This is a genomic window from Antarcticimicrobium sediminis, assembly GCF_004348975.1.
GTDB classification, from domain to species: domain Bacteria; phylum Pseudomonadota; class Alphaproteobacteria; order Rhodobacterales; family Rhodobacteraceae; genus Antarcticimicrobium; species Antarcticimicrobium sediminis.
Genome location: NZ_SMFP01000001.1, coordinates 69,085 through 93,455 on the forward strand (window position 1 = coordinate 69,085; position 24,371 = coordinate 93,455).

Annotated in this window: 23 protein-coding genes and 1 tRNA gene; 11 read left to right on the plus strand and 13 right to left on the minus strand. The window is 63.3% G+C overall.

Features of this window, described 5'->3' with window-relative positions; translation table 11 throughout:
• Positions 1 to 249: 249 nt before the first annotated feature.
• The 4 genes from E1B25_RS00315 to pdxH all read right to left on the minus strand — a co-directional run bounded on the left by E1B25_RS00315 (position 250) and on the right by pdxH (position 2,141).
• Positions 250 to 326 (minus strand) — tRNA-Pro (locus E1B25_RS00315).
• 42 nt (positions 327 to 368) lie between these two features.
• Complete coding sequence (locus tag E1B25_RS00320; RefSeq protein ID WP_132826689.1) at positions 369 to 842, minus strand: DUF192 domain-containing protein; 474 nt, start codon at positions 840 to 842, stop codon at positions 369 to 371.
• Entirely contained in the window at positions 842 to 1,384 is a 543-nt protein-coding gene (locus E1B25_RS00325; protein ID WP_132826690.1) for a cold-shock protein, read from the minus strand. The genes E1B25_RS00320 and E1B25_RS00325 overlap by 1 nt, the downstream gene beginning before the upstream one ends.
• A gap of 151 nt (positions 1,385 to 1,535) precedes the next feature.
• Positions 1,536 to 2,141, minus strand: coding sequence for a pyridoxamine 5'-phosphate oxidase (pdxH, locus tag E1B25_RS00330; RefSeq protein WP_132826691.1), 606 nt, complete (start codon positions 2,139 to 2,141; stop codon positions 1,536 to 1,538).
• 151 nt (positions 2,142 to 2,292) lie between these two features.
• Here pdxH and fabI point away from each other — a divergent pair, with 151 nt between their 5' ends.
• From fabI to trpE, 5 genes are all read left to right on the plus strand, one after another.
• Complete coding sequence (fabI, locus tag E1B25_RS00335) at positions 2,293 to 3,099, plus strand: enoyl-ACP reductase FabI (RefSeq protein ID WP_132826692.1); 807 nt, start codon at positions 2,293 to 2,295, stop codon at positions 3,097 to 3,099.
• A 42-nt stretch (positions 3,100 to 3,141) separates the two neighbouring features.
• Positions 3,142 to 3,645 (plus strand): xanthine phosphoribosyltransferase, encoded by a 504-nt coding sequence (gene gpt, locus E1B25_RS00340; RefSeq protein ID WP_132826693.1) that lies wholly within the window; start codon positions 3,142 to 3,144, stop codon positions 3,643 to 3,645.
• A gap of 83 nt (positions 3,646 to 3,728) precedes the next feature.
• Complete coding sequence (locus E1B25_RS00345; protein WP_132826694.1) at positions 3,729 to 4,904, plus strand: aminotransferase; 1,176 nt, start codon at positions 3,729 to 3,731, stop codon at positions 4,902 to 4,904.
• 85 nt (positions 4,905 to 4,989) lie between these two features.
• A complete protein-coding gene (locus E1B25_RS00350) occupies positions 4,990 to 6,834 on the plus strand; it encodes a SurA N-terminal domain-containing protein (RefSeq protein WP_132826695.1) in 1,845 nt (614 codons plus the stop codon).
• 10 nt (positions 6,835 to 6,844) lie between these two features.
• A complete protein-coding gene (trpE, locus tag E1B25_RS00355; protein ID WP_132826696.1) occupies positions 6,845 to 8,356 on the plus strand; it encodes an anthranilate synthase component I in 1,512 nt (503 codons plus the stop codon).
• 57 nt (positions 8,357 to 8,413) lie between these two features.
• Here trpE and E1B25_RS00360 read toward each other — a convergent pair whose 3' ends face one another.
• On the minus strand, positions 8,414 to 9,583 hold the full coding sequence (locus E1B25_RS00360) for an FAD-dependent monooxygenase (RefSeq protein WP_132826697.1): 1,170 nt from the start codon (positions 9,581 to 9,583) through the stop codon (positions 8,414 to 8,416).
• A 157-nt stretch (positions 9,584 to 9,740) separates the two neighbouring features.
• Positions 9,741 to 10,163 (minus strand): RNA polymerase-binding protein DksA, encoded by a 423-nt coding sequence (dksA, locus tag E1B25_RS00365; RefSeq protein ID WP_132826698.1) that lies wholly within the window; start codon positions 10,161 to 10,163, stop codon positions 9,741 to 9,743.
• Positions 10,164 to 10,348: 185 nt separating this feature from the next.
• Here dksA and E1B25_RS00370 point away from each other — a divergent pair, with 185 nt between their 5' ends.
• Positions 10,349 to 11,188 carry an AAA family ATPase gene (locus tag E1B25_RS00370; protein ID WP_132826699.1) on the plus strand — a complete coding sequence of 280 codons (840 nt, stop codon included), beginning with the start codon at positions 10,349 to 10,351 and terminating at the stop codon, positions 11,186 to 11,188.
• Between the two features lie 117 nt (positions 11,189 to 11,305).
• On the opposite strand, the gene E1B25_RS00375 is transcribed toward E1B25_RS00370, so the two are convergent.
• From E1B25_RS00375 to E1B25_RS00405, 7 genes are all read right to left on the minus strand, one after another.
• The gene (locus E1B25_RS00375) at positions 11,306 to 12,214 is read right to left on the minus strand and encodes a LysR family transcriptional regulator (RefSeq protein ID WP_132826700.1); all 909 of its coding nucleotides are present in this window, start codon (positions 12,212 to 12,214) and stop codon (positions 11,306 to 11,308) included.
• 44 nt (positions 12,215 to 12,258) lie between these two features.
• A complete protein-coding gene (locus E1B25_RS00380) occupies positions 12,259 to 13,296 on the minus strand; it encodes an ABC transporter ATP-binding protein (RefSeq protein WP_132826701.1) in 1,038 nt (345 codons plus the stop codon).
• Positions 13,293 to 14,285: an ABC transporter ATP-binding protein gene (locus E1B25_RS00385; protein ID WP_132826702.1), complete on the minus strand. Its 993-nt coding sequence runs from the start codon at positions 14,283 to 14,285 to the stop codon at positions 13,293 to 13,295. The genes E1B25_RS00380 and E1B25_RS00385 overlap by 4 nt, the downstream gene beginning before the upstream one ends.
• A 5-nt stretch (positions 14,286 to 14,290) precedes the next feature.
• A complete protein-coding gene (locus E1B25_RS00390) occupies positions 14,291 to 15,238 on the minus strand; it encodes an ABC transporter permease (protein ID WP_132826703.1) in 948 nt (315 codons plus the stop codon).
• A complete protein-coding gene (locus E1B25_RS00395; RefSeq protein ID WP_132826704.1) occupies positions 15,235 to 16,215 on the minus strand; it encodes an ABC transporter permease in 981 nt (326 codons plus the stop codon). The genes E1B25_RS00390 and E1B25_RS00395 overlap by 4 nt, the downstream gene beginning before the upstream one ends.
• Before the next feature lie 188 nt (positions 16,216 to 16,403).
• Entirely contained in the window at positions 16,404 to 17,960 is a 1,557-nt protein-coding gene (locus E1B25_RS00400; RefSeq protein ID WP_132826705.1) for an ABC transporter substrate-binding protein, read from the minus strand.
• Between the two features lie 341 nt (positions 17,961 to 18,301).
• Positions 18,302 to 19,336 carry an AraC family transcriptional regulator gene (locus tag E1B25_RS00405; RefSeq protein WP_132826706.1) on the minus strand — a complete coding sequence of 345 codons (1,035 nt, stop codon included), beginning with the start codon at positions 19,334 to 19,336 and terminating at the stop codon, positions 18,302 to 18,304.
• A gap of 119 nt (positions 19,337 to 19,455) precedes the next feature.
• Here E1B25_RS00405 and E1B25_RS00410 point away from each other — a divergent pair, with 119 nt between their 5' ends.
• From E1B25_RS00410 to E1B25_RS00430, 5 genes are all read left to right on the plus strand, one after another.
• Positions 19,456 to 21,225 carry an acyl-CoA dehydrogenase family protein gene (locus E1B25_RS00410; protein WP_132826707.1) on the plus strand — a complete coding sequence of 590 codons (1,770 nt, stop codon included), beginning with the start codon at positions 19,456 to 19,458 and terminating at the stop codon, positions 21,223 to 21,225.
• A gap of 64 nt (positions 21,226 to 21,289) precedes the next feature.
• Positions 21,290 to 22,096 carry a methylthioacryloyl-CoA hydratase gene (dmdD, locus tag E1B25_RS00415; protein WP_132826708.1) on the plus strand — a complete coding sequence of 269 codons (807 nt, stop codon included), beginning with the start codon at positions 21,290 to 21,292 and terminating at the stop codon, positions 22,094 to 22,096.
• 281 nt (positions 22,097 to 22,377) lie between these two features.
• The gene (locus E1B25_RS00420) at positions 22,378 to 22,824 is read left to right on the plus strand and encodes a GNAT family N-acetyltransferase (RefSeq protein WP_132826709.1); all 447 of its coding nucleotides are present in this window, start codon (positions 22,378 to 22,380) and stop codon (positions 22,822 to 22,824) included.
• A gap of 53 nt (positions 22,825 to 22,877) precedes the next feature.
• Positions 22,878 to 24,191: a DUF2927 domain-containing protein gene (locus E1B25_RS00425; RefSeq protein WP_425358916.1), complete on the plus strand. Its 1,314-nt coding sequence runs from the start codon at positions 22,878 to 22,880 to the stop codon at positions 24,189 to 24,191.
• Positions 24,192 to 24,198: 7 nt separating this feature from the next.
• Positions 24,199 to 24,366, plus strand: a complete 168-nt coding sequence (locus E1B25_RS00430) for an apolipoprotein acyltransferase (protein WP_132826711.1) — start codon at positions 24,199 to 24,201, stop codon at positions 24,364 to 24,366.
• Positions 24,367 to 24,371: the final 5 nt, after the last annotated feature.

Consider the following 24,371-nt stretch of genomic DNA (forward strand, 5'->3'; position numbering starts at 1 on the left):
CTGTCGTCGCGAGACGCCCCGATTCCTCCACAGGATGCTGCACAGAATGCTGCGGGGCAGCAGTTCACAGCCCGCCTCAACAGCGCCGTTGAACCTGTTTTTATACAAAGGAAAACCCCGGTGCAGCCCCCTGCGCGCGGTTGCACCGCAGCATCCGCGCAGCATTTGCGCGGAAATTCTGTGCTAACCACAATATATGGGAGGTATCGGCTGCCGACCTCTATATGAGGCCAGCGAATCGCCGAATGTTGGTCGGGGCGGAGAGACTCGAACTCACGACCCCCTGTTCCCAAAACAGGTGCGCTACCAGACTGCGCCACGCCCCGATCCGAGGTCTGTCTAGCGGGAGTTCTCTTGCTTGGAAAGCCCTAACAGGGCCAAGCGACCGCTTCCCCGGAAAAAACCGGGTGACGCAGCATGGACCCCGGCGCGATCCCATAGCGCGCGGCCAAGGTGGCGTTGATTTCCAACACGGCGAACACGCCCGGCCCGCCGTCGATCGGCGTCAGATCGCCGGGAATCGCCCCGGAATGCACCCGGGTCACGCGCCCGGTCTGGTCGACAAAGATCATGTCGAGCGGGATCAGGGTATTTTTCATCCAGAAGCTGGCCCGTTGCGGGCGTTCATAGACGAACAGCATCCCGGCCCCGCGCGGCATAGTTTCGCGAAACATCAGCCCGCGACCGCGTGCCGCCGGCGTATCGGCAAGCTCGATGGTGAACTGGGTCTGGCCCCAGTCGCCCCGCAGATCGACCCGGTCGTCGCGACACGCGCTGGTGGTGTCGGCCTGCGCCGCCGCCGCGCCCAGAATCAGGACCAGAACAGCGACAAGCCGGCGCATTACAACGCCACCTGCTCGGTCAGCGCGACTTCCCAGGCCATCACCTCGGCGGCCATGCGACCGCGACGCCCCTCGATGACACGCATTGCCAGCGCTTCGCCCGGCTGCAGATCCGCCAGACCCGAGCGGCGCAGCACCTCGATATGCAAGAATACATCCTCGTTGCGCCCGAAGATATTGGCGAAGCCGAACCCTTTGGCCTTGTCGAACCATTTCACCCGCGCCGGTTCCAACGGTCTTTGCTGGATCTCGATCGGGTCAAGATGGCTGAAGTCGGACAGAACCGGGCCCTCTTCCTCACGCTCGGGCGGCGTCACGGAAAGCACTTCGATCGCCTGCACACCGCGATCCGTATGCTGCGTCATCAGCTCGATTCCCGCCCCGTCGGCCACAGAACTTTGCCCGAAATTCCGCAACACGTTCATATGAAGCAGGATATCCGGGCCGCCTTGGTCCGAGACAACAAAGCCATAGCCCTTGGCCGGGTCGAACCATTTCACCTGACCTTTGATGTGGTCCATACTACTCAGATCTTCTGCCACGTCTGCTTTTCCGCATTTTGTGCTGTCATGCCGGAACGGCATGTGCCGGGATTTGTGCAATATGTAAGCGTAACAATTCAAGTTGAAAACATCCAAATGGGCGAAAATCCGCATATATTTTCAAAGCCTTGCATTTCACGTCACGTGAATATCAGGGGCTCAGACGGTCAATTTTCCACACGGTTTCAGCGGTTTCGCGGCGCCAGACGAACCTGTCATGCAACCGGAACGCGCCATCCGCCCAGAATTCGATCTCCAGCGGGATCAGCCGATATCCGCCCCAAAACGGCGGCCGCGGCGGGTTGAGCCCCAGTTGCGGGGTCAATTTCGCCACGTCAGCCAGCAGCGTCGCGCGACTCTCCAACGGTTGCGACTGGTGCGAGGCCCAGGCGCCAAGGCGGCTCTTGAGCGAACGCGACTTGTAATAGGCATCCGCCTGCGGCCCGTCTTCACGGCTGATCCTGCCGCGCACCCGGATCTGGCGGCGCAGCGATTTCCAGTGCAGCACAAAGGCGGCCATGCCGGCCTGATCCAACTCTTGCGCCTTGGTGCTGCCGTAGTTGGTGTAAAAGACGAACGCCGCCGGCTCGATCTCCTTGAGCAGGACCATGCGCACATTCGGCATGCCCTGCCCGTCCACCGTTGAAAGCGCGATCGCATTCGGATCGTTCACTTCGGCCCGCTCGGCTTCGGCAAGCCATTCGCTGGCGATCACGAACGGGTCATCGCCCGCAAAAATACCACTTCTGTCGGCCATAATATCCCCATCAACGTTCCAGCATCGAGCGTAGAGCGCGCCCCGGCGCGCGGCAAGCCTGATACGCTGCGGCAAATCTGATCCTCTTGATGCCTCAGGACCAATCGCCTAAACGTCGTTCTCACACCGTACACAGAGGCGGAGATCCTTCATGTCAAATCAGTTGCTGGCCGGCAAACGCGGCCTGATCATGGGCCTGGCCAATGACAAATCCATCGCCTGGGGCATCGCTCGGGCTCTGGCCGGCGCTGGCGCCGAGCTGGCGTTTTCCTATCAGGGCGATGCGCTGAAGAAACGGGTCGACCCGCTTGCGGCCCAACTTGGCAGCGATATCGTGCTGCCCTGCGATGTAGGCGACGAAGGTTCGATCGACGCGCTGTTCTCGGGCCTGCAAGAGCGCTGGGGCACGTTGGACTTCGTGGTGCATGCCATCGGGTTTTCCGACAAGAACGAACTGCGCGGGCGCTATGTCGATACCAGCCGCGCCAATTTCCAGCTGAGCATGGATATCTCGGTCTATTCCTTTACCGCCGTGGTGCAGCGCGCCGAAAAGATGATGTCCGAGGGCGGAAGCTGTCTGACGCTGACCTACTATGGTGCTGAAAAGGTGATGCCGCATTATAACGTGATGGGCGTGGCCAAGGCCGCGCTGGAGGCTTCGGTGCGCTATCTCGCCGAGGATCTGGGCAAGGACGGCATCCGCGTCAACGCGATCAGCGCCGGCCCGATCAAGACGCTGGCCGCTTCTGGCATCGGCGATTTCCGCTACATCATGAAGTGGAACGAATACAACTCGCCGCTGCGTCGCAACGTGACCATCGACGATGTCGGCAAGTCGGCGCTGTATCTGTTGTCCGATCTGGGGTCCGGTGTCACCGGCGAGGTGCTGCATGTGGACGCCGGCTATCACGCCGTTGGCATGAAGGCCGTGGACGCCCCCGACATTGCCAAGGGCTGACCGCCCCGCCTCCTCCAAGGACCAACGAAAGGATCCGCTGCCATGACCGACCGCTTGCCGCATGAAAAGGGCTTTCACGTAAGCTGGGATCAGTTGCATCGCGACGCCCGCGCCCTGGCCTGGCGCCTGCAGGGCAGCGCGCCCGAGGACGGCGGTTGGCGCGCGGTGGTGGCGATCACCCGCGGCGGCATGGCCCCGGCGATGATCGTCGCGCGCGAGCTGGATATCCGCACGGTCGATACCATCAGCGTGAAATCCTATGACAACCAGACCCAAAGCGCCCCGGTGGTGATCAAATCGCCCGACATGGCGGTGGTGGGCGACGGCACCGGCGTGCTGATCGTCGATGATCTGGTCGATACCGGTCGTACGCTTGAAGTGGTGCGCCAGCACATGCCCAAGGCGCATGTTGCCACCGTCTATGCCAAGCCCAAGGGGCGGCCGATGGTCGACACCTATATCACCGAGGTCAGCCAGGACACCTGGATCTTTTTCCCTTGGGATATGGCGCTGCAATATGTGGAACCCTATCGCGGCCACGACTGAACGGGCGCGACGAGTCGCTGATCACAGACCAGACCACTGGCCAGACCACTGGCACCGGACCGCAGAAAGGGTCAGGAGAGGCAATGTCAAACGTACGCACCAAGGCCAGTTTTGCCGCCCCCATCGTCGCCGCGAGCAAATGGCTGAACGGGGTCACCTTTGCCCCCGAGCGGCCGCTGATCAATGTCAGCCAGGCCGCGCCGCTGGCGCCGCCGCCGGACTCGCTGCGCCACGCCATGGCCGAGTTCGTTCAGTACAGGACCGAGGCGCATCTGTACGGCCCCGTGCTCGGGATGCCGGAGTTGCGCACGGCGCTGGCGGAGCGGACCGCGCGGATTTACGGCGGCGCGGTCACCGCGGTGCAGGTCGCCATCACCTCGGGGTGCAATCAGGCGTTTGCCGCCGCCATTGCCGCGACCACCGCTGAGGGCGACTCGGTGATCGTGCCGACGCCGTGGTATTTCAATCACAAGATGTGGCTCGACATGGCCGGGGTCGAGTCGGTGCCGCTGCCGATCGAGGCCGACCTGTTGCCAGATCCCGACCGCGCGGCAGCGCTGATCACCGAGCGCACCCGCGCGATCGTTCTGATCACCCCGAACAACCCCACCGGCGCGGAATACCCCGCCGATCTGCTGCGGGCCTTCTACGAGTTGGCGCAGGCGCGTGGGATCAAGCTGATCGTCGATGAGACCTATCGCGATTTCCATAGCCAGACCGGCGCGCCGCATGATCTGTTTGCCGATCCCGACTGGGACCGCACGCTGATCCATCTGTATTCGTTTTCCAAGGCCTACCGGCTGACAGGACACCGGGTCGGCGCGATGCTGGGCGCGCCAGAACTGCTGGACGAGGCCGAGAAATTCATCGACTGCGTCACGATCTGCCCCAGTCAGGTTGGCCAGTATGCGGCGCTCAAGGGAATCGAGACGCTCGATCAATGGCTGGCCGCTGAACGCGACGAGATTCTTGACCGTCGCGCCGCGATTGTCGAAGGCGCACCGGCGCTGGCGGCGAAGGGGTGGGCACTGAAGGGATCGGGCGCCTATTTCGCCTATCTGGCGCATCCCTATGACATGCCCTCTGACCTGCTCGCGCCGCATCTGGTGCGCGAGGCGGGCGTGTTGCTGTTGCCCGCGACCATGTTCGTCCCCGACAGCGACCCCACCGGCGCGCGTCATGTGCGCGTCGCCTTTGCCAATCTCGACCGGGCCGGGATCGCCACGCTGGTGGACCGGCTCACGGCGCTGTCCATCTGATCTTGCCCCCCCTTGGCGCGCGTCGTATGCAGGGCGCCAATGCACAGGGTAGCGCCAATAAACTAGCGCCAGTAAAGGGGGCATCATGGCCGCACGGGTCAAACAGTTATCGAAAACCTTTGTCTGGATTCTGCTCGGCCTGCTGATCGCCGGTCTGGCCGGGTTCGGCGCCACCAATCTGTCCGGCACCGTGCGCACGGTCGCGACGGTCGGCGATCAGACCGTCAGCGTCGACGCCTATGCCCGCGATCTCCAGCGCGAAATTCGCGCGGTCGAGGCACAAACCGGGCAAGCGATGCAGATGAGCGAGGCCCGCGCGCGCGGGCTGGATCAACAGGTGCTGGCGCGCCTGATCTCGCTGGCCTCGATCGACAACGAGGTAGCAGAGCTTGGCCTGTCCGTGGGCGATGCGAAGCTGCAACAGGAAGTCATGGCGATTTCCGCGTTTCAGGGCCCCGACGGCAAGTTCGACCGCGAATCCTATCGCTTTGCCCTGGATCAGGCCGGGCTGAACGAGGCCGAATTCGAGGCCGACCTGCGCGCCGAGGCCGCCCGCACACTGGTGCAGGGCGCGATCATCGACGGCGTTTCGATGCCCGACACGCTGATCAACACGCTGGTCGACTATGTCGCCGCGCGCCGCAGCTTTACCGTGGCAACGCTGACGGCGACGGATCTTGACGCCCCGCTGCCCGAACCCGACGAGAGCGCGTTGCAGGCCTATTACGACGCGCACCCCGAACAGTTCACCCTGCCCGAGACCAAGCAGATCACCTATGTCACCTTGACCCCCGAGATGATCCTTGATCAGGTCGAGGTGGACGACGCCGCGCTGCGCCAGCTTTATGAAGACCGCAGCGACGACTACAGCATTCCCGAACGTCGGCTGATCGAACGGCTGGTGTTTCCTGACGAAGCGGCGGCCTCGTCTGCCATGGCGCAGATCGAAGTGGGCGGAACCACCTTCGAGGCGCTGGTCAAGGCGCGTGGGCTGGCGCTGAGCGATGTGGATATGGGCGATATGTCCGCCGCCGAACTGGGCACCGCCAGCGTGCCGATCTTTGCCGCTGACATGAATCAGGTCGTGGGCCCCCTGCCCTCGGATCTGGGGCCTGCGCTGTACCGTGTGAACGGCAAACTCGAAGCGCGTGAAACCTCGTTTGAAGACGCCAGCGACGAGCTGCGCGATGAATTGGCAGGGGAACGCGCCCGTCGGCTGATCGAGACCCGCGCCCGCGATATCGACGATCTCTTGGCGGGCGGTGCCACGCTGGAGGATCTGGCCAAGGAAACCGACATGGAGCTGGGCCAGATCGACTGGACCAGTGACAGCGCCGATGCTGTCGCAGCCTATGACGCCTTTCGCGAAGTGGCGCAGACCGTCAGCCCCGAGGATTTCCCCGAGGTCGGCTTTCTTGAGGACGGCGGCATCTTTGCCCTGCGGCTTGATGACACGCTGGCGCCGCGCCCGGAACCCTTTGAATCCGCCCGCGCGCGGGTGATTGAGGGCTGGCAATTGCAACAGACCGGCGCCGCCTTGACGGCACAGGCCGAGGCCTTGGTGCAAGAGATGGGCGCGGAGGGCGATTTCGCCGCGGTCGGGCTTGATGTCCAGGTCGAAACCGGGCTGACGCGCACCGCCTATCTTGACGGCACACCGCCGGATTTCATGACCCAAGTGTTCGAGATGGAGCCCGGCGCGCTGCGCGTGATCGGCACAGGCGACCGGGTACAGATCGTGCGGCTTGACGCGGTTCTGCCCCCCGAGACCACCGCAGATCTGGACCGCATGCGCAGCGCCTTCGGGCAAGAACTGGACCAGGCCCTGGCGCAGGCGCTGTTCGATGCCTTTGCCCGCGATGCCCAGCTGCGCGCCCACCCGATGCTGGACCAACGCGCGGTGAATGCGGTCCAGTCGAGCTTCCAATAGGACCCACATCATGGCTTTGACCCCGGATTTCGACACGTTCGCCCGCGCCTATGACGCCGGGCAGAACCAGGTGGTCTATACCCGGCTTGCCGCCGATCTGGACACGCCTGTCTCGTTGATGCTGAAACTGGCAAGCGGGCAAAAGGATGCCTTCATGCTGGAATCGGTGACCGGCGGCGAGGTGCGCGGGCGCTTTTCCATCATCGGGCTGAAACCGGACCTGATCTGGCGCTGCGACGGCGACAAGGCCGCGCTGAACCGTCAGGCGCGGTTCGACCCCGACGGCTTTGCGCCCGAGCAGGCCGATCCGCTCGCCAGCCTGCGCGCCCTGATCGCCGAAAGCCGGATTGATCTGCCCGAGGATCTGCCGCAATCGGCGGCGGGGCTGTTTGGCTATCTCGGCTATGACATGGTGCGGCTGATCGAGCATCTGCCCGATGTGAACCCCGATCCGCTGGGCCTGCCCGATGCGCTGATGCTGCGCCCCTCGGTCGTGGCGGTGCTGGATGGCGTCAAGGGCGAGGTTACCGTCGTCGCCCCCGCTTGGGTCAGCGACGGGCAGACCGCGCGCGCCGCCTATGCGCAAGCTGCCGAGCGGGTGATGGACGCGGTGCGCGATCTGGAACGCGCGATGCCGGCCGAAACCCGCGATCTGGGCGAGGCGCAAGAGATGGCCGCGCCGGTGTCGAACTTTACCCGCGAGCAGTATAAATCCGCCGTGCAAACCGCCCGGGAGTATATCCGCGCTGGCGACATCTTTCAGGTGGTCCCGGCACAACGCTGGACCCAGGATTTTCCGCTGCCGCCTTTCGCGCTGTACCGCTCGCTGCGCCGCACCAACCCGTCGCCGTTCATGTTCTATTTCAATTTCGGCGGCTTTCAGGTGGTTGGCGCCAGCCCCGAGATCCTGGTGCGGGTCTTTGGCAACGAGGTGACCGTGCGCCCGATCGCCGGCACCCGCCCCCGTGGCGCCACCCCCGAGCAGGACCGCGCGCTGGAAGTCGAGCTGCTGGCGGATCAGAAGGAACTGGCCGAACATCTGATGCTGCTTGATCTCGGGCGCAACGATGTCGGGCGGGTCGCCAAGATCGGCACCGTCCGCCCGACCGAGAAATTCACCATCGAACGCTATAGCCACGTGATGCATATCGTGTCCAACGTGGTCGGCGAACTGGCCGATGACAAGGACGCGCTGGATGCCTTTTTCGCCGGTATGCCCGCTGGCACCGTCTCGGGTGCACCCAAGGTTCGCGCGATGGAGATCATCGACGAGCTAGAGCCGGAAAAGCGCGGCATCTATGGCGGTGGCGTCGGCTACTTTTCAGCCGGTGGCGACATGGATATGTGCATTGCGCTGCGCACCGCGATCGTGAAGGACAAAAAGCTTTATATTCAGGCCGGTGGCGGTGTCGTCTATGACAGCGACCCTGAGTCCGAGTATATGGAAACGGTGCATAAATCGAACGCAATCCGGATGGCCGCCAGCGACGCCGCCCGCTTCTCTGGCCGCGGCAACCGCTGAGCGCGCAGCCGGGTTGGCGGCAGCAGGCGTTCGCGGTTGCCCCGCTTAACGGTCGCCCTACGCGGTGACGTCATAGCCATAGAGCCAATCGAACTGGCGCACCGCGCGCGCGGGCGCCAGCGCCCCCCCGACCCGCAGCGCCAGATGCCCGATCTCGCGCAGCGGCGACAGCTTGAAATGATATTTCCATGCGTTGCCATTGGCCGCCGCGATCACCCGCGCCGCCCGGTCACGCCGACGCGCCTGATAGCTGGCAAGCGCCGCCGCCTGATCTTTTTGTGCCGCCAGACAATCGGCCAGCACCCACCCGTCTTCCAGCGCCAGATTGGCGCCCTGCGCCAGAAACGGCAGCGTGGGATGGGCCGCATCGCCAAGGATCGCCACCCCTTCGCCGTGCCAGTGTTCGGCCACCGGATGGCGGAACAGCCCCCAAAGCGCCACCTCGCGCACTTGCGCCAACAGCTCGGACGGAAGGCCGCGAAAATCGGCAAAGGCGGCGCGCAGGTTGTCGGGATCGTCGCTGTGGTGCCAGCCCTCGTCGGCCCAAAGCTTGCGCTCCTGCACGGCAACGATATTGACCAGTTTGCCATCGCGCAGCGGATAGCAGACAAGATGGCGTCCCGGCCCCATGAAGATCTGCGCCTCGGGCGGCAAATTCAAGGTATTGGGCACCGTCGCGCGCCACGCCACCTGACCGGTAAAGAACGGCCGATCCGCCCCGTTCAGCGCCAGCCGCATCCGCGATGACAGCCCGTCCGCCCCGACCACCAGATCGGCGCGCGCCTGCGCCCCATTGGCCAGATGCAACTCGGGCACCGGACCGGGCACGACACGATCAACCCGCTGCAAAAGCCGCAGGGGTATGTCGGCGGCCCGCACCGCGCGGACCAGCAGATCGATCAAATCGGCGCGATGCACGAGGTAAAAGGCCTGATCGGGGGCATGGCGCGCCAGATCCAGCCGCAACACCTCGCCCGGGCGGCGATAATCGCGCAGCACCACCGCGCGCGACGGCGTCGCAACCCGTGCCAGATCCTGTTCCAGCCCCAGCGCGCGCAACACCGCCACCCCATTGGGGCTGATCTGAAGGCCGGCACCGACCTCGGTGATTTCGCAGGCCTGTTCCAGCACCGTCACCTCGGCACCGCGCGCACGCAGGGCCAGCGCCGCCGCCAGCCCGCCGATCCCAGCCCCTGCCACAATGATGTTCCGGCCCGTCAGCGCCATTCTCGTCCGCCTGTCTGTCTGTGCCTGTCGCGGCCCGTGTCATGGCCCGTGTCATGGCCCGTATCGCGGCCTGTGCCGCCAATGAAAAACGCCAGGGCGGTTGACCCCGGCGTTCTCTCAATTTTTACCGCGCCTCACCGCATCTCAATGACGGGGATCAGTCGTCACGGTGTACTTTTTCTCGGCGCTCATGGCGCTCCTGCGCCTCAAGGCTCAACGTGGTGGTTGGCCGCGCCACCAGACGTTTGAGCGAGATCTGCTCGCCGGTTTCCTTGCAATATCCGAACTCGCCCTCGTCGATGCGGCGCAGCGCCCCATCGATCTTGCTTACCAGCTTGCGCTGGCGGTCCCGGATGCGCAGCTCCAGCGCGCGGTCGGTCTCTTCGCTGGCGCGGTCGGCCACATCGGGAATGTTGCGCGTGCCGTCCTGCAATCCGGCGATGGTGGATTTGCTTTCATTCAGAAGTTCGTTTTTTTGCCGCAGCAATTCACGGCGAAACCACTCGATCTGCCGATCGTTCATGAATGGTTCATCTTCGGCTGGACGGTAATTCTCCGGTAGAAAAGTTTCCTGCTTCATTCCGGTCCCCTCAGTTTGGCCAACGACGTCTTGCAATTTTGTTGGTGTAGACATCTGGCGCCCCCTTTTGCCGCTGCGTTTATCCGAGAGATTCCAGATTGTCACTACACAATAGTGTCTCGGTTAAGCTAAAACAGCCGCCAAGCCGAAGCGCGGAACTGCGAACAGCAAAGGGTTGGAAAAACATGAGATTTCAGGGCACCAAAGATTACGTGGCCACCGAAGACCTCACCATTGCGGTGAATGCGGCGGTCGCGCTGGAGCGCCCGCTTCTGGTCAAAGGCGAGCCGGGCACCGGCAAGACCGAACTGGCGCGACAGGTCGCCGATGCGCTGGGTCTGAAGATGATCGAGTGGAACATCAAATCCACCACCCGCGCGCAGCAGGGCCTGTATGAATACGATGCCGTCAGCCGGCTGCGGGACAGCCAGTTGGGCGATGAGCGCGTGCAGGATGTGCGCAACTACATCAAAAAGGGCAAGCTCTGGCAGGCCTTTGATGCAGACGAACGGTTGGTGCTGCTGATCGACGAAATCGACAAGGCCGATATCGAATTCCCCAACGATCTGCTGCAAGAACTCGATAAAATGGAATTCTTCGTCTACGAAACCGGCGAGACCATTCGCGCAAAGCAGCGTCCGATCGTCATCATCACATCCAACAACGAGAAAGAGTTGCCCGACGCCTTTCTGCGCCGCTGCTTCTTTCACTATATCCGCTTCCCCGACGAGGCGACCATGCGCAAGATTGTCGAGGTGCACCACCCCGGTATCAAGGAATCGCTGCTGACAACGGCGTTGACCCAGTTTTATGAGCTGCGCGAAACCTCTGGGTTGAAAAAGAAACCTTCGACCTCGGAAGTGCTGGATTGGCTGAAATTGCTGCTGGCCGAGGATCTCGACGCCGAAGATCTCAAGCGCGACGGGGTGAATGCCCTGCCCAAACTGCATGGCGCGCTGTTGAAAAACGAACAGGACGTGCATCTGTTCGAGCGGCTGGCCTTCATGGCCCGTAGCAAGCGTTAGAAGATCGGAACAGGTTTGCGCGTCATCGCGGTGCCTCTGGGGCCACGATGACGCCGCGAACCAAGCCCGCCCTGCCCCCTGATCGCGCCCACCACAGGCCCGGGGCCGCGCAGATCCCTATCGGGCCTCCAGCCGCGACCACAGGCTGTCCAGCGTCGGTTTGCGATTGTGCGGATAGCGATAGATCCGGACCTCAAGCGGGCAGAGGTGGCTTTTCGCGCCGACGATCTGCAACCGGCCATCCGCCAGTTCCTCGCGGCAGATCTCGCGCGGGAGCCAGCCCAGACCAAACCCTTCGAGGATCATCGCCTTGACCGAATTGGCCAGCGCATTCTGGTTGACCACCAGAACGCCCGGCGGGTCGATCTGCTGGCGCAGCACATGGTCCAGCACCGATCTGAGCGCCGAGGCCGCCCCATAGGACAGTAGCGGCACCGGTCGTTTCTGTCCCGGATCAAGGGTGAACAACGGGCGCCCATCCGGCCCGCAGCGCGACACCGGGATGAAGTCATCGCGAGACAGGGTCAGATAGTCACAGCGCCCCCCTTCCAGCGGCGACAGGAAATCCATCGCCGGGTGCCAATAGGTCAGGATCAGGTCGCAATAGCTTTGCTGCAACGCGGTCACGAACTGATCTGCGCCCCAACTGGTGGAATTCAGGTCAAGCTCCAACCCGCCGGCGTCGGCCAGCGGTTCGATATAGCTGCGGTAATGCGTCATGAACAGCGACTGTGGCGAGGCCAGTCGGATCACGTTCTCGCCCGCCGCCGCGATGGTCTGGCAGCGTTCCAGCGTTTCGGAATAGGTCCGCAGGATGATCCGCGCCTGCGACAGGAACACCTCGCCCGCCGGAGTCAGCGACAGCGGCAGGGTCTGACGGTCGATCAGCCCGACGCCAACCTCGTCCTCAAGCGCACGAATGCGTCGGGAAAAGGCCGGCTGGCTGACGTTGCGATCCTCGGCGGCACGGGAAAAGTTCTTGTGCACCGTGAGCGCTTCGAAATCTCTGAGCCAAATGATGTCCAAATCGTCGGGGTCCGTCCTGGATCTGTCTTGCGGGCAGCGGGAAATCAGCCGTCCAGTCGGTCTTCTTCTACCGCGTGACAGGCCACCGCGCTACCGTCTGGCTTTTGCACCGGCAGCGGCCGTTCCACCCGGCACCGATCATTGGCATAGGTGCAGCGGCTGTAAAAGGGGCAGCCCTGCGGCAGATTGATCGGGGTCGGGATTTCCCCCTTCAGGCGGATATGCTTGGGGTGGTCATCTGAAAGCTGCGGCACCGCCGAGAGCAGCGCACGCGTATAGGGGTGCTTGGGATTCTCGAACAGCGTGCGCGTGTCGGCCAGTTCGCACAGCGTGCCCAGATACAGCACGGCAACACGGGTGCCGAAATGTTCCACCACGCTCAGATCATGGGTGATGAACAGATAGGTCAACCCGCGTTGTTCCTTGGCCTCCAGCATCAGGTTCAGCACCTGCGCCTGAATCGAGACGTCCAGCGCCGAGATCGGTTCATCCGCGATGATGAATTCGGGGTCCACCGTCAGGGCGCGCGCGATGGCGATCCGCTGGCGTTGCCCACCTGAGAATTCATGCGGATAGCGCATCGACCAGCTTGGGTCGACGCCGACCGTGCGCATCACCTCGGCCACCTTGTCACGCACTTCGGCGCGCGACATGGCCGGGTTGTGATAGTGCATCGGCTCTTCCAAGGCTTGCCGGATCGTCATCCGCGGATTGAGCGAAGCATAGGGATTCTGGAAGATCATCTGCATTTTCTTGCGCAGCGGCATCATCCCCGCGCGCGAGCGGTTGTCGGTGCGCGCGCCGTCATACAGGATCTCGCCGCCCGAGGGGGTCAGCAGCCCGGCGACCAGCCGCGCCACGGTGGATTTGCCGCAGCCGGATTCCCCCACGACGCAAAGCGCCTCGCCGCGCGCCACCGACAGCGACACGTCGTTGACCGCATGCACCGCGCGGCGTTCGCGCACGATTCGTCCCCGCCGCAGTTTGAGGGTTTCAAGAAAGCCCTTGTCGAGCACGAAGCGCTTTTCCAGCTGTTTCAGTTCCAACAGGGGGCGGCTGTCGGGGGCGATGATATCGGTCATGCGCTTTCTTCCTTGTAGGGGATGCCGTGCAGGCGGCTGACCTCGTGGCAGGCGATCTCGACCTCGGCAAAGCGCATGATTTCCGGTCGGACGCGACGGCAGATGTCCACGGCAAAGTCGCATCTGGGGTGGAACGGGCAGCCGGCAGGAAGCGCGGCTGGCGACGGCATGTTGCCGGGAATCTGTTTCAGCCGGTGGCCCGGCAGGGTCTGCTGCGGCAGCGCATTGATCAGCCCCTGCGTATAGGGGTGCTGCGGATCGTTGATGATCTGGCGCGTGGGGCCGGCCTCGATGATGCGACCGGCATACATCACCAGTGTGCGTTCGGTCATCTGGCTGACCACGCCAAGGTCGTGGGTGATCAGGATCAACCCCACCTTGTTCGACTGGCACAGCTCCAGCAACAGATCCATGATGTCGGCCTGAATCGTCACGTCGAGCGCGGTTGTGGGTTCGTCCGCGATGATCAGCTCCGGGTCCAGAAGCAGCGCGATGGCGATGACGATGCGTTGGCGCATCCCCCCCGATAGCTCGTGCGGGTATTGCTCCAGCCGCTCTTCCGGCGAGGGGATATAGACCTCGCGCAGCTTCAGGATCGAAATCTGCTCGGCCTCGGCCCGGCTCAGCTTGCGGTGCGCCCGCAGGGTTTCGACCATCTGCTGCCCGATGGTCAGCACCGGGTTCAGCGTGACCATCGGATCCTGAAAGATCATCGCCATGCGGTTGCCCCGGATCCGGCGCATCTGCGCATCGGAAAACCGCACGATATCCTCGCCGCCGAACATGACATGGCCGCTGTCGATATAGCCCGGCTGGCTGAGCAGGTTCATCAGCGCAAATCCGGTGATCGATTTACCGGCCCCGGATTCACCGACGATCCCCAGCCGTTCGCCCCGGCGCACGTCGAATGAAATCTGGTTCAACGCGGTCACGGTCTGATCCCGCATAGCGAATTTAACCGTCAGGTCGCGGACGGAAAGCAACGACATCTCGGTCATCCTTTGTAGAGTTTCGGGTTCAGGACATCGCGCATCCAGTCGCCCAGAAGATTGATGACCAGCACCAGCACCACCAGCACCACGCCGGGAATGGCGGTGATCCACCAGCTGCCGGAAAAGATATAGTCAAAGCCAGAGGAAATCAGCGACCCCAGCGAGGGCTGGCTTGGCGGCATCCCCAGCCCGAGAAAGCTGAGCGAGGCCTCGGAAATGATCGCATTGGCCACCTGCACGGTCGAGATCACAAAGATCGGCGACAGCGAGTTGGGCAGGATGTGGCGCACCATGATCCGCATCGGGCCAAAGCCCAGCACGCGGGCGCTGTCGACATATTCCTTCTTTTTCTCGGCCAGCACGGTGGCGCGCACGGTGCGGGCGTATTGCGGCCATTCCGCCACCCCGATCACCGCGATCAGGAAATAGATCGCATATTGGTTAAAGGTCTCGCTGCCGAACATCGCTTGGGTCACGGCGAGAAAGATGATCGCCACCATCAAGGTCGAGAACGACAACTGGATGTCGGCAAGCCGCATCAGAAGGCTGTCGAGCCGCCCGCCGATATAGCCCGCCAGCAACCCGATGCTGATGCCCAGCACCGCCTGCAGTGCCACAGCGCAAAGCCCGATCATCAGCGACAGCCGGGTGCCATACAGGATGGTGGACCACAGATCGCGGCCCTGATCGTCGGTCCCGAACAGGAATTGCGGGTCTGCCCCCTCGATCCAGATCGGCGGGTATTCGCTGTTCATGATGTCGATCTGCCCGGGATCATAGGGATCGAACGGCGCGATCAGCGGCGCAAAGATCGCACCAAAGGCAATGACCAGAAAAATCGCCAGCGACACCACCGCCACCGGGTTGCCGCGAAAGCTGTGGCCCATTTTCGAATTCCAGATGCGCGACCAGCGGCTTGCCGGGATCTCGTTCGTGCTCAGACTGCTCATGCGCCCATCCTCGCCAGATTAACGGTCGGGTTCACCAGCCCATAGATCAGATCGACGATGGTGTTGGTCACCACGAAGATAAAGCCGACGACGATCAGATAGGCCACGATCAAGGGGGTATCGACGCGGTTCACCGCCTCAAGAAACATGAAGCCCATGCCCGGCCACTGGAACACGGTTTCGGTCAGGATGGTATAGGCCACCATGGTGCCGATCTGCACGCCGCCCACGGTGATCACCGGCAGAAGCGTATTCTTCAGCGCATGCACGAAATAGATCCGCATCGGACGCAACCCCTTGGCCTTGGCGAATTTGACATATTCGCTTTGCAATACCTCCATCATCTCGGCCCGGATCAGCCGCACGAACAGCGGCAACATGATCGAGGCCAGCGCCACCGAGGGCAGCAAGACATGCATGAGACCATCAAAGCTGGCGAAATTGGTGTCCCAAGAGCCAAAGACATGCACCACCTCGCCGCGCCCGTAAGACGGGAACCAGCCCAGATTGACCGCAAAGACGAAGATCATCAGGATCGCGGTCAGGAACACCGGGATCGAGATGCCGACGATTGACAGGCCCATGATGATCCCCGACAGGATCGATTTCGGTTTGATCGCCGTATAGACCCCCAGCGGCACCGACAGCCCGACGATGATCAGTGTGGCGCCAAGGACCAGTTCCAGCGTAGCGGGCATCTTTTTCAGGATCACGTCCAGCGCCGGTTCCTTGAAAAAATAGCTGGTGCCGAGATCCCCATGCAGGGCATTGCCGAGAAACCGTAGGTATTGCGTGACGAACCCATCATTCAGCCCAAGCTCGTCGCGCAGCTGGTCACGCACCTCTTCTGAGACGCTCACGCCCACAAGTGCGCGCAGGGGGTCGCCCAGATTGTCCTGAATGGCAAAGCCGATCAAAGAGATGGCGAACATCACCGCGATGGCCTGAAACACACGTTTCACGAGGTAGGCGAGCATTTGTCAGGGTCCCTTTTTGGGTCACGGGCTTGAGTCACGTATTGATGCGCACGGGCCATAGTCACGAAAACGGAGCACGAAAACGGGCCACGACAGGACCATGCGCATGAAAGTATGACTGGAAATCGGAAGCGACAGACACCCCGGGGCAGGCAAAAGCCCGCCCCAGGGAATAACATGCTAGTGGATCAGTCGACCACCAGATCGCCGAAATAGGGGAAGTTCATCGCGTTGACGATGCCCTCGGCATGAACGCCTTTGCGCGCGCCCCAGGCCAGGTTCTGCCAGTGAAGCGGGACAAACGCCGCCTCGTTGTACAGAATGGTTTCCAGCTGTTTCAGCATTGCGCCGCGTTTGGCCGGGTCGGTCTCGACGTTGGAGGCGGCCATCAGCGCATCAGCTTCCGGGTTGCAGTAGTTGCCCGAGTTGTACTGGCCATTGCCGGTCTCAGAGTCCGGGCAGGCGGTCAGGAACTGGTGGAAGTTGGCCGAATCCTCGGTGTCCGAGTGCCAGCCGATCATCATGATGTCTGCCGCGCGCTCGTCGAACTTGGGCCAGTATTGCGCCTTGGGCATGGTTTGCAGATCAACCTTGATGTTGATCTTCGACAGCATCGAGGTCACCGCCTGCGCGATCTTGTCGTCGTTCACATAGCGGTTGTTGGGCGCCATCATGGTGATGGAAAACCCATCGGCGTAACCGGCTTCGGCCATCAAGGCCTTGGCTTTGTCCAGATCGAAACGCGGCGCAAGTGCTGCGTCATAGCCCAGATAGCCGGCCGGGCTGGCCTGCCCTGCCACGGTGCCGAAACCGCGCATGATGCGGTCGACGATCCCGGCGTTGTTCACCGCATAGTCGATCGCCAGACGGACGCGGGCATCCTTGAACGCCTCGACCCGGTTCTGGTTCAACTGCAGGGTGATGATCCGGGTGCCCGGCATGGTCACCAGTGCGGTGCCCTCGGCCTCGTCCACCCGCTTGAGATCGGTCGGCGGCACTGGCGCGATAAAGTCCACATCGCCCGACAGCAAGGCCGCGACGCGGGTCGGGTCTTCCTTGATCGGGGTCAGGATGATCTTGTCGACATTACCTTTCGAGGCGGTGTCCCAATAGCCGTCGAAGCGCTCGAACACCATGCGCACGCCTTGCTCACGCTCGGTCACGACATAGGGGCCGGTGCCCGACAGGTTGCGCGAGGCAAAGCTGTCGCCATGCTTGACCAGCTCGGCCTTGTCTTTGCCGTCGGCGGTGGTGCCGGTGTAGAATTTGCTGTCCATCGGGAACAGATAGGTCGCGGTGTGCAGCACCAGCGGATAGGCCGCCGAGGTCTTGAGGTCGAAGGTCAGGCTGTCGATCACGTCCAACGCGGTAAAGGGCTCGAAGATCCCCTTGAAATCCGGGCTGCTTTTCAGGCGATCAAAGGTCCATTTCACATCGGCAGTCGTCAGCATGTTGCCGCTGTGGAACTTGACGCCGTCGCGCAGATGAAACCGCACGGTGGTGTCGTCGATCTGTTCCCAGCTCGTCGCCAGCCGCGGTTCGAACTGCAGATCCTGTGTCCAGCGGACCAGCGGATCGAACGCCATATGAGACAGTTGCAGCGTCCCGCCGGACAGTTGCTCATGCGGATCAAGCGACACGGGGTCCGCGTCATAGGCCACCCTGACGGTGGTCTCTGCCAGCGCGGCATTGCCGAGCATGACAGACATCGCGCCAACCGCGGCGATGCGTAGAAAAGAGCTCATTTCATTTCCTCCATGAAGGGACCAGATGGGACCAGTGTTTGGTCTCCGGTTTAGGCGAGGGAACCCTATTGGAAAGCCTCGCCCCCTGACCAATGCCAATTTCAAATCATCCATGCAAAACGCGAATACCCCCGCAATAAAGGCACGTTTTCAAGGACTTGATGCGCAAACATAGTCAGCTGACCATACGTCAGCAGACCACAGAACAGGGCACGGCAGTTGATTTTCGCCCCGATTTCATGGCTTTCCTGCGTGACATCGGCGCATGACCTCTGACGCCTTGGCCTGTGCTTGCATCCCCCCCGAATGCGCAGGCGCGGGGCCCCCTCCCGTCCGCCAGATCAGCAGCGGTCGCGGCGATAGACGCCGGGGGTCACCCCGGTCCAGCGTTTGAACGCCCGGTGAAAATTCGCCACCGAGGCAAAGCCGATATCCTGCGAGATCCCCTCAAGGCTTTTGCCCCCTTGGGTCAGGTCGCGAATGGCGATGTCGCGGCGCAGCCCGTCCTTGATATCCTGAAACGAGGTGCCCTCATCCTCCAGCCGCCGCATCAGGGTGCGCGGCGTCAGGTTCAGCGCATTGGCGGCGTCGCTCAGGTGAAAGCCCATCCGATCCGACAGCAACAGCAGCTCGCGCAGCCGCAGCGGTAGGGCGTGTTCGCGATAGCCGGTAAAGATCCAGTCGCGCGGGGCCCGGAGCAGAAACTCCTGCATCTCGGCCTCGCTGCGCGCCACCGGCAGCGCGCCCAAGGCCCGGTCAAGGGTGATCGACGAACAGGGCTGCGAAAACCGGATCGGGGCAGGAAACAGGATCGGGTAATCCTCGGCAAACCCCGGGCGGGCAAAGACAAAGCTGACCTCGCGCAGCGGCACTTCGCGCCCGGCCAGCCACGAGGCGATGCCATGGGCCAGTTTCAACAGCAGCATATGGCCGAACCGCTGCGGCACCGCCGCGCCGCGCGGCAGGATCGACAGGCGCAGCCCCTCGCCCTCTTCCTCCAGCGTCAGGCGGTGATCGTCCAGCAACAGGTTCCAGAAGGTGGTAAAGCGATACAGCGCGGCCCCCAGCGACGAGGCCCCGCGCACCGAAACGCACAGATGCTTGAGCGCGCCCGAGCGCATCGGCCGGCTCCACAGCCCCATCATCTCATCGCCAGTGCCCACCGCGACCAATTGATACAAGCGCACGATCTGGTCATGCGTCACTCGCGCGCGGGGCTGGCTGGCAGCGGCGGCAAGCCCGGTCTGCTCCAGAAACCCGGCCAGTTGCTGCGGTGGGCAATAGGCCCGCAGCGCAGCAAGCCAATCCTCGACAAGGGCGAAGGACACGGTGGACAGGACCGGTGAGGTCTGGAGGGCGACGGGCGATAGGGTCATGGCCGGGCCAACATCCCGGAATTTGTCACTTTTTGCAAATCCTGCGTCCATGAGAGAGATAGCACCACGGGTTTTCCCCTTTTATATGGCACTCAAACGCATTTTGGGGAGACCGCCCGATGACCTTCAACGCCCCTGTCAGGGATCTTCTTTTCAATATCGAACACCTGTCGGGCTGGCCCGACATCGCCGGCCTGCCCCGTCATGCCGGGCTGGAGCTTGACGATGTCTCGGCGGTGCTTGAGGAATTCGGGCGCTTTTGCGCCGAAAAGATCGCCCCGCTGAACGCGCCGGGCGACCGCGCCGCCTCGCGGTTTGAGAACGGCAAGGTGGTGCTGCCCGATGGTTTCACCGAAGCCTATGCGCAGTTTGTCGAGATGGGCTGGCAAGGCTTGCAACACCCCGAGGCCTTTGGCGGCCAAGACCTGCCGCGTGCCGTGGGGGCGGCAGCAACCGAGATCCTGAACGCCGCCAACATGAGTTTCGCGCTGTGCCCGCTGCTGACCGATGGCGCGATCGAGGCGCTGCTGACCGCCGGCTCCGAGGCGCAGAAAGCCACCTATCTGGAGCCGCTGGTATCAGGCCGCTGGACCGGAACGATGAATCTGACCGAACCGCAGGCGGGCAGCGATCTGGCGCTGGTGCGCAGCCGCGCCGAGCGGCAGGAGAACGGCAGCTATCGCATCACCGGCACCAAGATCTTTATCACCTATGGCGAACATGACATGGCGGAAAACACCGTGCATCTGGTGTTGGCCCGCACCCCGGACGCCCCGGCCGGGGTCAAGGGGATCAGCCTGTTCCTTGTTCCGAAATACCCGGTCGAAGCCGATGGCACGTTTGGCCCCCGCAATGCGGTGCGCTGCGTCTCGGTCGAGCACAAGCTCGGCGTCAAGGCCAGCCCGACGGCGGTGTTGGAGTATGAGGGCGCCACCGGCTTTCTGATCGGCGAGGAAAATTGCGGCCTCGATTATATGTTCGTGATGATGAATGCCGCGCGCTATGCGGTGGGGATTCAGGGCATCGCCATCGCCGAACGCGCCCGCCAACAGGCGCTGGCCTATGCCAGGGACCGGGTGCAGAGCCGCCCGGTCGACGGCTCGTCGCGCGAGGCGGTGAGCATCATCCGTCACCCCGACGTGCGCCGCCTGCTGCTGCGGATGCGGGCGCTGACCGAAGCGGGCCGCGCCATGGCCGCCACCACCGCCGGTTGGCAAGAGCTGGCCCATCATGGAGAAACGCCCGAGACCCGCGCCGAGGCGAGCGCGCTCGCCGAATTCATGGTGCCGCTGGTCAAAGGGTACTGCACCGAAATGGGAGTGGAGGTCGCCTCGATCGGGGTGCAGGTGCATGGCGGCATGGGTTTCATCGAGGAAACCGGCGCGGCGCAGCATTACCGCGACGCCCGCATCCTGCCGATCTATGAGGGCACCACCGCGATTCAGGCTAATGACCTGCTGGGCCGCAAGACCCTGCGCGACGGCGGCGCCACCGCGCGGCGGTTGGCGGCACGGATCGCCCAGACCGAGGCGGAGCTGTCCGCGGCCAGCCCTGTCGCGCAAGCGGTGGGTGCCCGCTTGGCGACTGCGCGTGGTGCCTTTGAGGCCGCGGTGGACCACCTGTGCAGCATCGGGCGCAGCGATCCCAACGCCGCCTATGGGGCCAGCGTGCCCTATCTCATGCTGGCCGGGAACCTGATGGCGGGCTGGCAGTTGGCCCGGTCGTTGCTGGTGGCCGAAGCGGCACTGGCGCGCGGCGAGGAGACCGAGTTCATGGCGGCCAAGATCGCCACCGCGCGGTTCTATGGCGACCACATCCTGCCTGAGACCGAAACCCAACGCCTGCGCATCACCGAGGGGGCCGAAAGCCTGCTCGATGCCGTACTTTGACAGCGCTTTGACTGTGCTTTGATCGCGCTTTCCCGGATTTGACCCTATTTGAAAGGACACAAACATGACCGTTGAGATCGACATCTCCCGCTATTCCCGCCTTGCCCTCGACCCGCAGGAGGATGGCGTCTGGGTTGTCACCCTGAACCGGCCCGAAAAGCGCAACGCGCTGGATCTGGTCACGGTCGAAGAGATGGTGGACTTCTTTTCCACCGCCCCGCGCGCCGGGGTCAAGGCGGTGGTTCTGGCCGGGGCCGGCGATCATTTCTGCGCCGGGCTCGACCTGATCGAACACCATGACGCCGACCGCAGCCCGGCCGATTTCATGCATGTCTGCCTGCGCTGGCACGAGGCGTTCAACAAGATGGAATACGGCGGCGTCCCGGTGATCGCGGCGCTGCAGGGGGCCGTGGTCGGCGGCGGGCTGGAACTGGCCAGTGCCGCGCATGTGCGGGTGATGGATCAAAGCGCCTATTTCGCCCTGCCCGAAGGGCAACGCGGCCTGTTCACCGGCGGCGGTGCCACCATCCGGGTCGCAGATCTGATCGGCAAGGCGCGGATGATCGACATGATCCTGATGGGCCGGGTCTATCAGGGGCAAGAGGCCGTTGATCTGGGCTTGGCGCAATACATTGTCGAAGGCTCCAGTCTGGACAAGGCGATGGAACTGGCACGCCGCGCGGCGCAGAACCTGCCGCTGACCAATTTCGCCATCTGCTCGGCGATCAGCCATGTGCAGAACATGTCGGCACTGGATGCGGCCTATGCCGAATCCGTCGTGGCCGGGATCGTCAACACCCAGCCCGAAGCGCGCGCCCGTCTGGCCGCCTTTGCCGACAAATCCGCCGCCCGGGTGCGCCCCAACAGCTAAGCGGACAGGCAACGGGCCTCTCTTCCAAAGGTGCGGGTCAGCCATAGGCGATCTGCGCCGGGGGGAGGCCCGCGCCCCCTGCCCGGCCTCGAAACGTGCCCAGACAACCAAAGACGTAAGCGCGCCAGTCCTTGCGCAGGGAACCGCCCCTTCGCGATCCGCCTCACCGTCACCATTGCGGCGCGGGGCATTCGGGAATATCCTCAAGTCATTCTAGTGTCACCAGCTTCGGCTCTGATCGTCGTGGCAAGACTTGTTCATTGGACGGACCCGATGTTGTCATGACCGACCTGATCATCCGCGCCCTGCGCCCCGAGGATCGCCCCCAGTGGGCCGCGTTGTGGCGCGCCTATCTGGAGTATTACGAAACCACGGTGCCAGATGCGATCTATGACGGCACCTATGCCCGGCTGCTGGGCGAGGATCCGCAGGATTTCAGCGCCTTGGTGGCCGAGGTTGACGGCAGGCTGGTGGGGCTGACCCATTATCTGTTTCACCGCCACGGCTGGAAGATCGAGAATGTCTGTTACCTGCAAGACCTTTACGCGGTGCCAGATCTGCGCGGTCAGGGCATCGGCCGGGCGCTGATCGAAGCGGTCTACGCCGCAGCGGATGCCAATGGCTCGCCCTCGGTCTATTGGTTGACGCAAGACTTCAACGCCACCGCCCGCAAGCTGTATGACCGGGTTGGCGTGCTCACGCCCTTTATCAAGTATCAGCGCCCATGATCCGTGCCGCGCTCCTGCTCTGTCTTGCTCTGCCATTGGTTGGGTGCAACACCGTGCCCTTGGCCGACACGCCAACGCGGGCCAAGATCAGCGACAGCACGCTGCCACCGATGAAGGCCTTTGCCAGCCCGCATCCCAGCGCGCCAACCCGGTCCAACGCCAATATCGCCGCTGATTTCCTGTCGCTGCACTTCCGGTTGGAGAGCGGCCGCAAGCTGGACTATTTCACCCGGTTCGAAACCCCCGTCACCGTGCGCGTCACCGGCGCCCCGCCCCCCAGTCTGGCCCCCGACCTGCGCGGATTGCTGAGCCGGCTGCGGCGCGAGGCCGGGATCGACATTCGTCAGGTCACCCAAGGCAGCGCCAATATCACCATCGAGGCGGTCAGCCGCGCCGAGCTTCGCCGCGCCATTCCGGCGGCGGCCTGTTTCGTGGTGCCCAATGTCTCCAGCTTCGACGAATTCCGCCGCGACCGGCGCAAGCCCAAGACCAACTGGGCGGTGCTGCGCACCCGCACGCGACTGGGCATCTTCGTGCCCTATGACACCAGCCCGCAAGAGCTGCGCGATTGCCTGCACGAAGAACTGGCGCAGGCGCTGGGGCCGCTCAACGATCTGTACCGGCTGCCGGATTCGGTCTTTAACGACGACAATGTGCATACGGTTCTGACCGGGTTTGACATGCTGATCCTGCGCGCCACATATGCGCCGGAACTGCACAGCGGCATGACCGAGGGTCAGGTCGCGGCAAAATTGCCGGCGCTGCTGGCGCGTCTGAACCCGGCGGGCACCCGGCGCCCCGCTGTCCCGGTCTCGGAAACGCCACGCAACTGGATCGACGCGGTCCAGACCGCGCTTGGCCCCGGCGCCTCCCCCGTTGCGCGCCGTGCGGCCGCCGATACCGCCGCGCGCACCGCACAGTCTCTTGGTTGGCAGGACCAACGCCGCGCCTTCAGCCACTATATGCTGGGCCGCATCACCCAGGCGAGCGATCCCGAGGCTGCGCAACAGCACTTCCGCGCCGCGCTGAGCTATCTGTCACGCGACCCCAACACCCGGCTGCATGCCGCCTATGTGGTGACCCAGACCGCCGCCTATGCCATTGCCACCGGCGATGGGGCCCAGGCGCTGCGTGAAATCAACCCGGCGCTTGATGAAGCCGCCCGCTCCGAGAATGCGGCACTGCTGTCGACGCTGATGCTGCTCAAGGCCGAGGCGCTGGATCTGACCGGACATCCCGACGCGGCCCGCAGCGTCAGACTGGACAGCTTGGGATGGGCACGTTACGGGTTTGGTTCCGATTGGGCGGTACGGGCCAAGATGCGCGAAATCGCGGCGCTGAACCCCCAGAACAGAGGGCGCGGATAAAACCAAGATGATCGTATTTTCAGCGGCGCTGATCGGCGCCCTTCTGGGCGGTGTGACGGCCAAGAAACGTGGCGGCAAGCTCGCCGATATTGCCCAATACGCGGCCGTCTATGCGATCGGATTTGCGATCGTGGGGATGCTGGCGACGATCATGATCCACCGCGCATCCCTATAGGCGAG

What these genes read in the sequence shown, in the direction of transcription:
- E1B25_RS00380 (WP_132826701.1), bottom strand. Translation starts at nt 13,296, where the DNA reads ATGACCGATATCATCGCCCCCGACAGCCGCCCCCTGTTGGAACTGAAA.
- E1B25_RS00320 (WP_132826689.1), bottom strand. Translation starts at nt 842, where the DNA reads ATGCGCCGGCTTGTCGCTGTTCTGGTCCTGATTCTGGGCGCGGCGGCG.
- fabI (WP_132826692.1), top strand. Translation starts at nt 2,293, where the DNA reads ATGTCAAATCAGTTGCTGGCCGGCAAACGCGGCCTGATCATGGGCCTG.
- E1B25_RS00370 (WP_132826699.1), top strand. Translation starts at nt 10,349, where the DNA reads ATGAGATTTCAGGGCACCAAAGATTACGTGGCCACCGAAGACCTCACC.
- E1B25_RS00420 (WP_132826709.1), top strand. Translation starts at nt 22,378, where the DNA reads ATGACCGACCTGATCATCCGCGCCCTGCGCCCCGAGGATCGCCCCCAG.
- E1B25_RS00360 (WP_132826697.1), bottom strand. Translation starts at nt 9,583, where the DNA reads ATGGCGCTGACGGGCCGGAACATCATTGTGGCAGGGGCTGGGATCGGC.
- dmdD (WP_132826708.1), top strand. Translation starts at nt 21,290, where the DNA reads ATGACCGTTGAGATCGACATCTCCCGCTATTCCCGCCTTGCCCTCGAC.
- E1B25_RS00395 (WP_132826704.1), bottom strand. Translation starts at nt 16,215, where the DNA reads ATGCTCGCCTACCTCGTGAAACGTGTGTTTCAGGCCATCGCGGTGATG.
- E1B25_RS00385 (WP_132826702.1), bottom strand. Translation starts at nt 14,285, where the DNA reads ATGTCGTTGCTTTCCGTCCGCGACCTGACGGTTAAATTCGCTATGCGG.
- E1B25_RS00350 (WP_132826695.1), top strand. Translation starts at nt 4,990, where the DNA reads ATGGCCGCACGGGTCAAACAGTTATCGAAAACCTTTGTCTGGATTCTG.
- gpt (WP_132826693.1), top strand. Translation starts at nt 3,142, where the DNA reads ATGACCGACCGCTTGCCGCATGAAAAGGGCTTTCACGTAAGCTGGGAT.
- trpE (WP_132826696.1), top strand. Translation starts at nt 6,845, where the DNA reads ATGGCTTTGACCCCGGATTTCGACACGTTCGCCCGCGCCTATGACGCC.
- E1B25_RS00410 (WP_132826707.1), top strand. Translation starts at nt 19,456, where the DNA reads ATGACCTTCAACGCCCCTGTCAGGGATCTTCTTTTCAATATCGAACAC.
- pdxH (WP_132826691.1), bottom strand. Translation starts at nt 2,141, where the DNA reads ATGGCCGACAGAAGTGGTATTTTTGCGGGCGATGACCCGTTCGTGATC.
- E1B25_RS00430 (WP_132826711.1), top strand. Translation starts at nt 24,199, where the DNA reads ATGATCGTATTTTCAGCGGCGCTGATCGGCGCCCTTCTGGGCGGTGTG.
- E1B25_RS00400 (WP_132826705.1), bottom strand. Translation starts at nt 17,960, where the DNA reads ATGAGCTCTTTTCTACGCATCGCCGCGGTTGGCGCGATGTCTGTCATG.
- E1B25_RS00390 (WP_132826703.1), bottom strand. Translation starts at nt 15,238, where the DNA reads ATGAGCAGTCTGAGCACGAACGAGATCCCGGCAAGCCGCTGGTCGCGC.
- dksA (WP_132826698.1), bottom strand. Translation starts at nt 10,163, where the DNA reads ATGAAGCAGGAAACTTTTCTACCGGAGAATTACCGTCCAGCCGAAGAT.
- E1B25_RS00405 (WP_132826706.1), bottom strand. Translation starts at nt 19,336, where the DNA reads ATGACCCTATCGCCCGTCGCCCTCCAGACCTCACCGGTCCTGTCCACC.
- E1B25_RS00345 (WP_132826694.1), top strand. Translation starts at nt 3,729, where the DNA reads ATGTCAAACGTACGCACCAAGGCCAGTTTTGCCGCCCCCATCGTCGCC.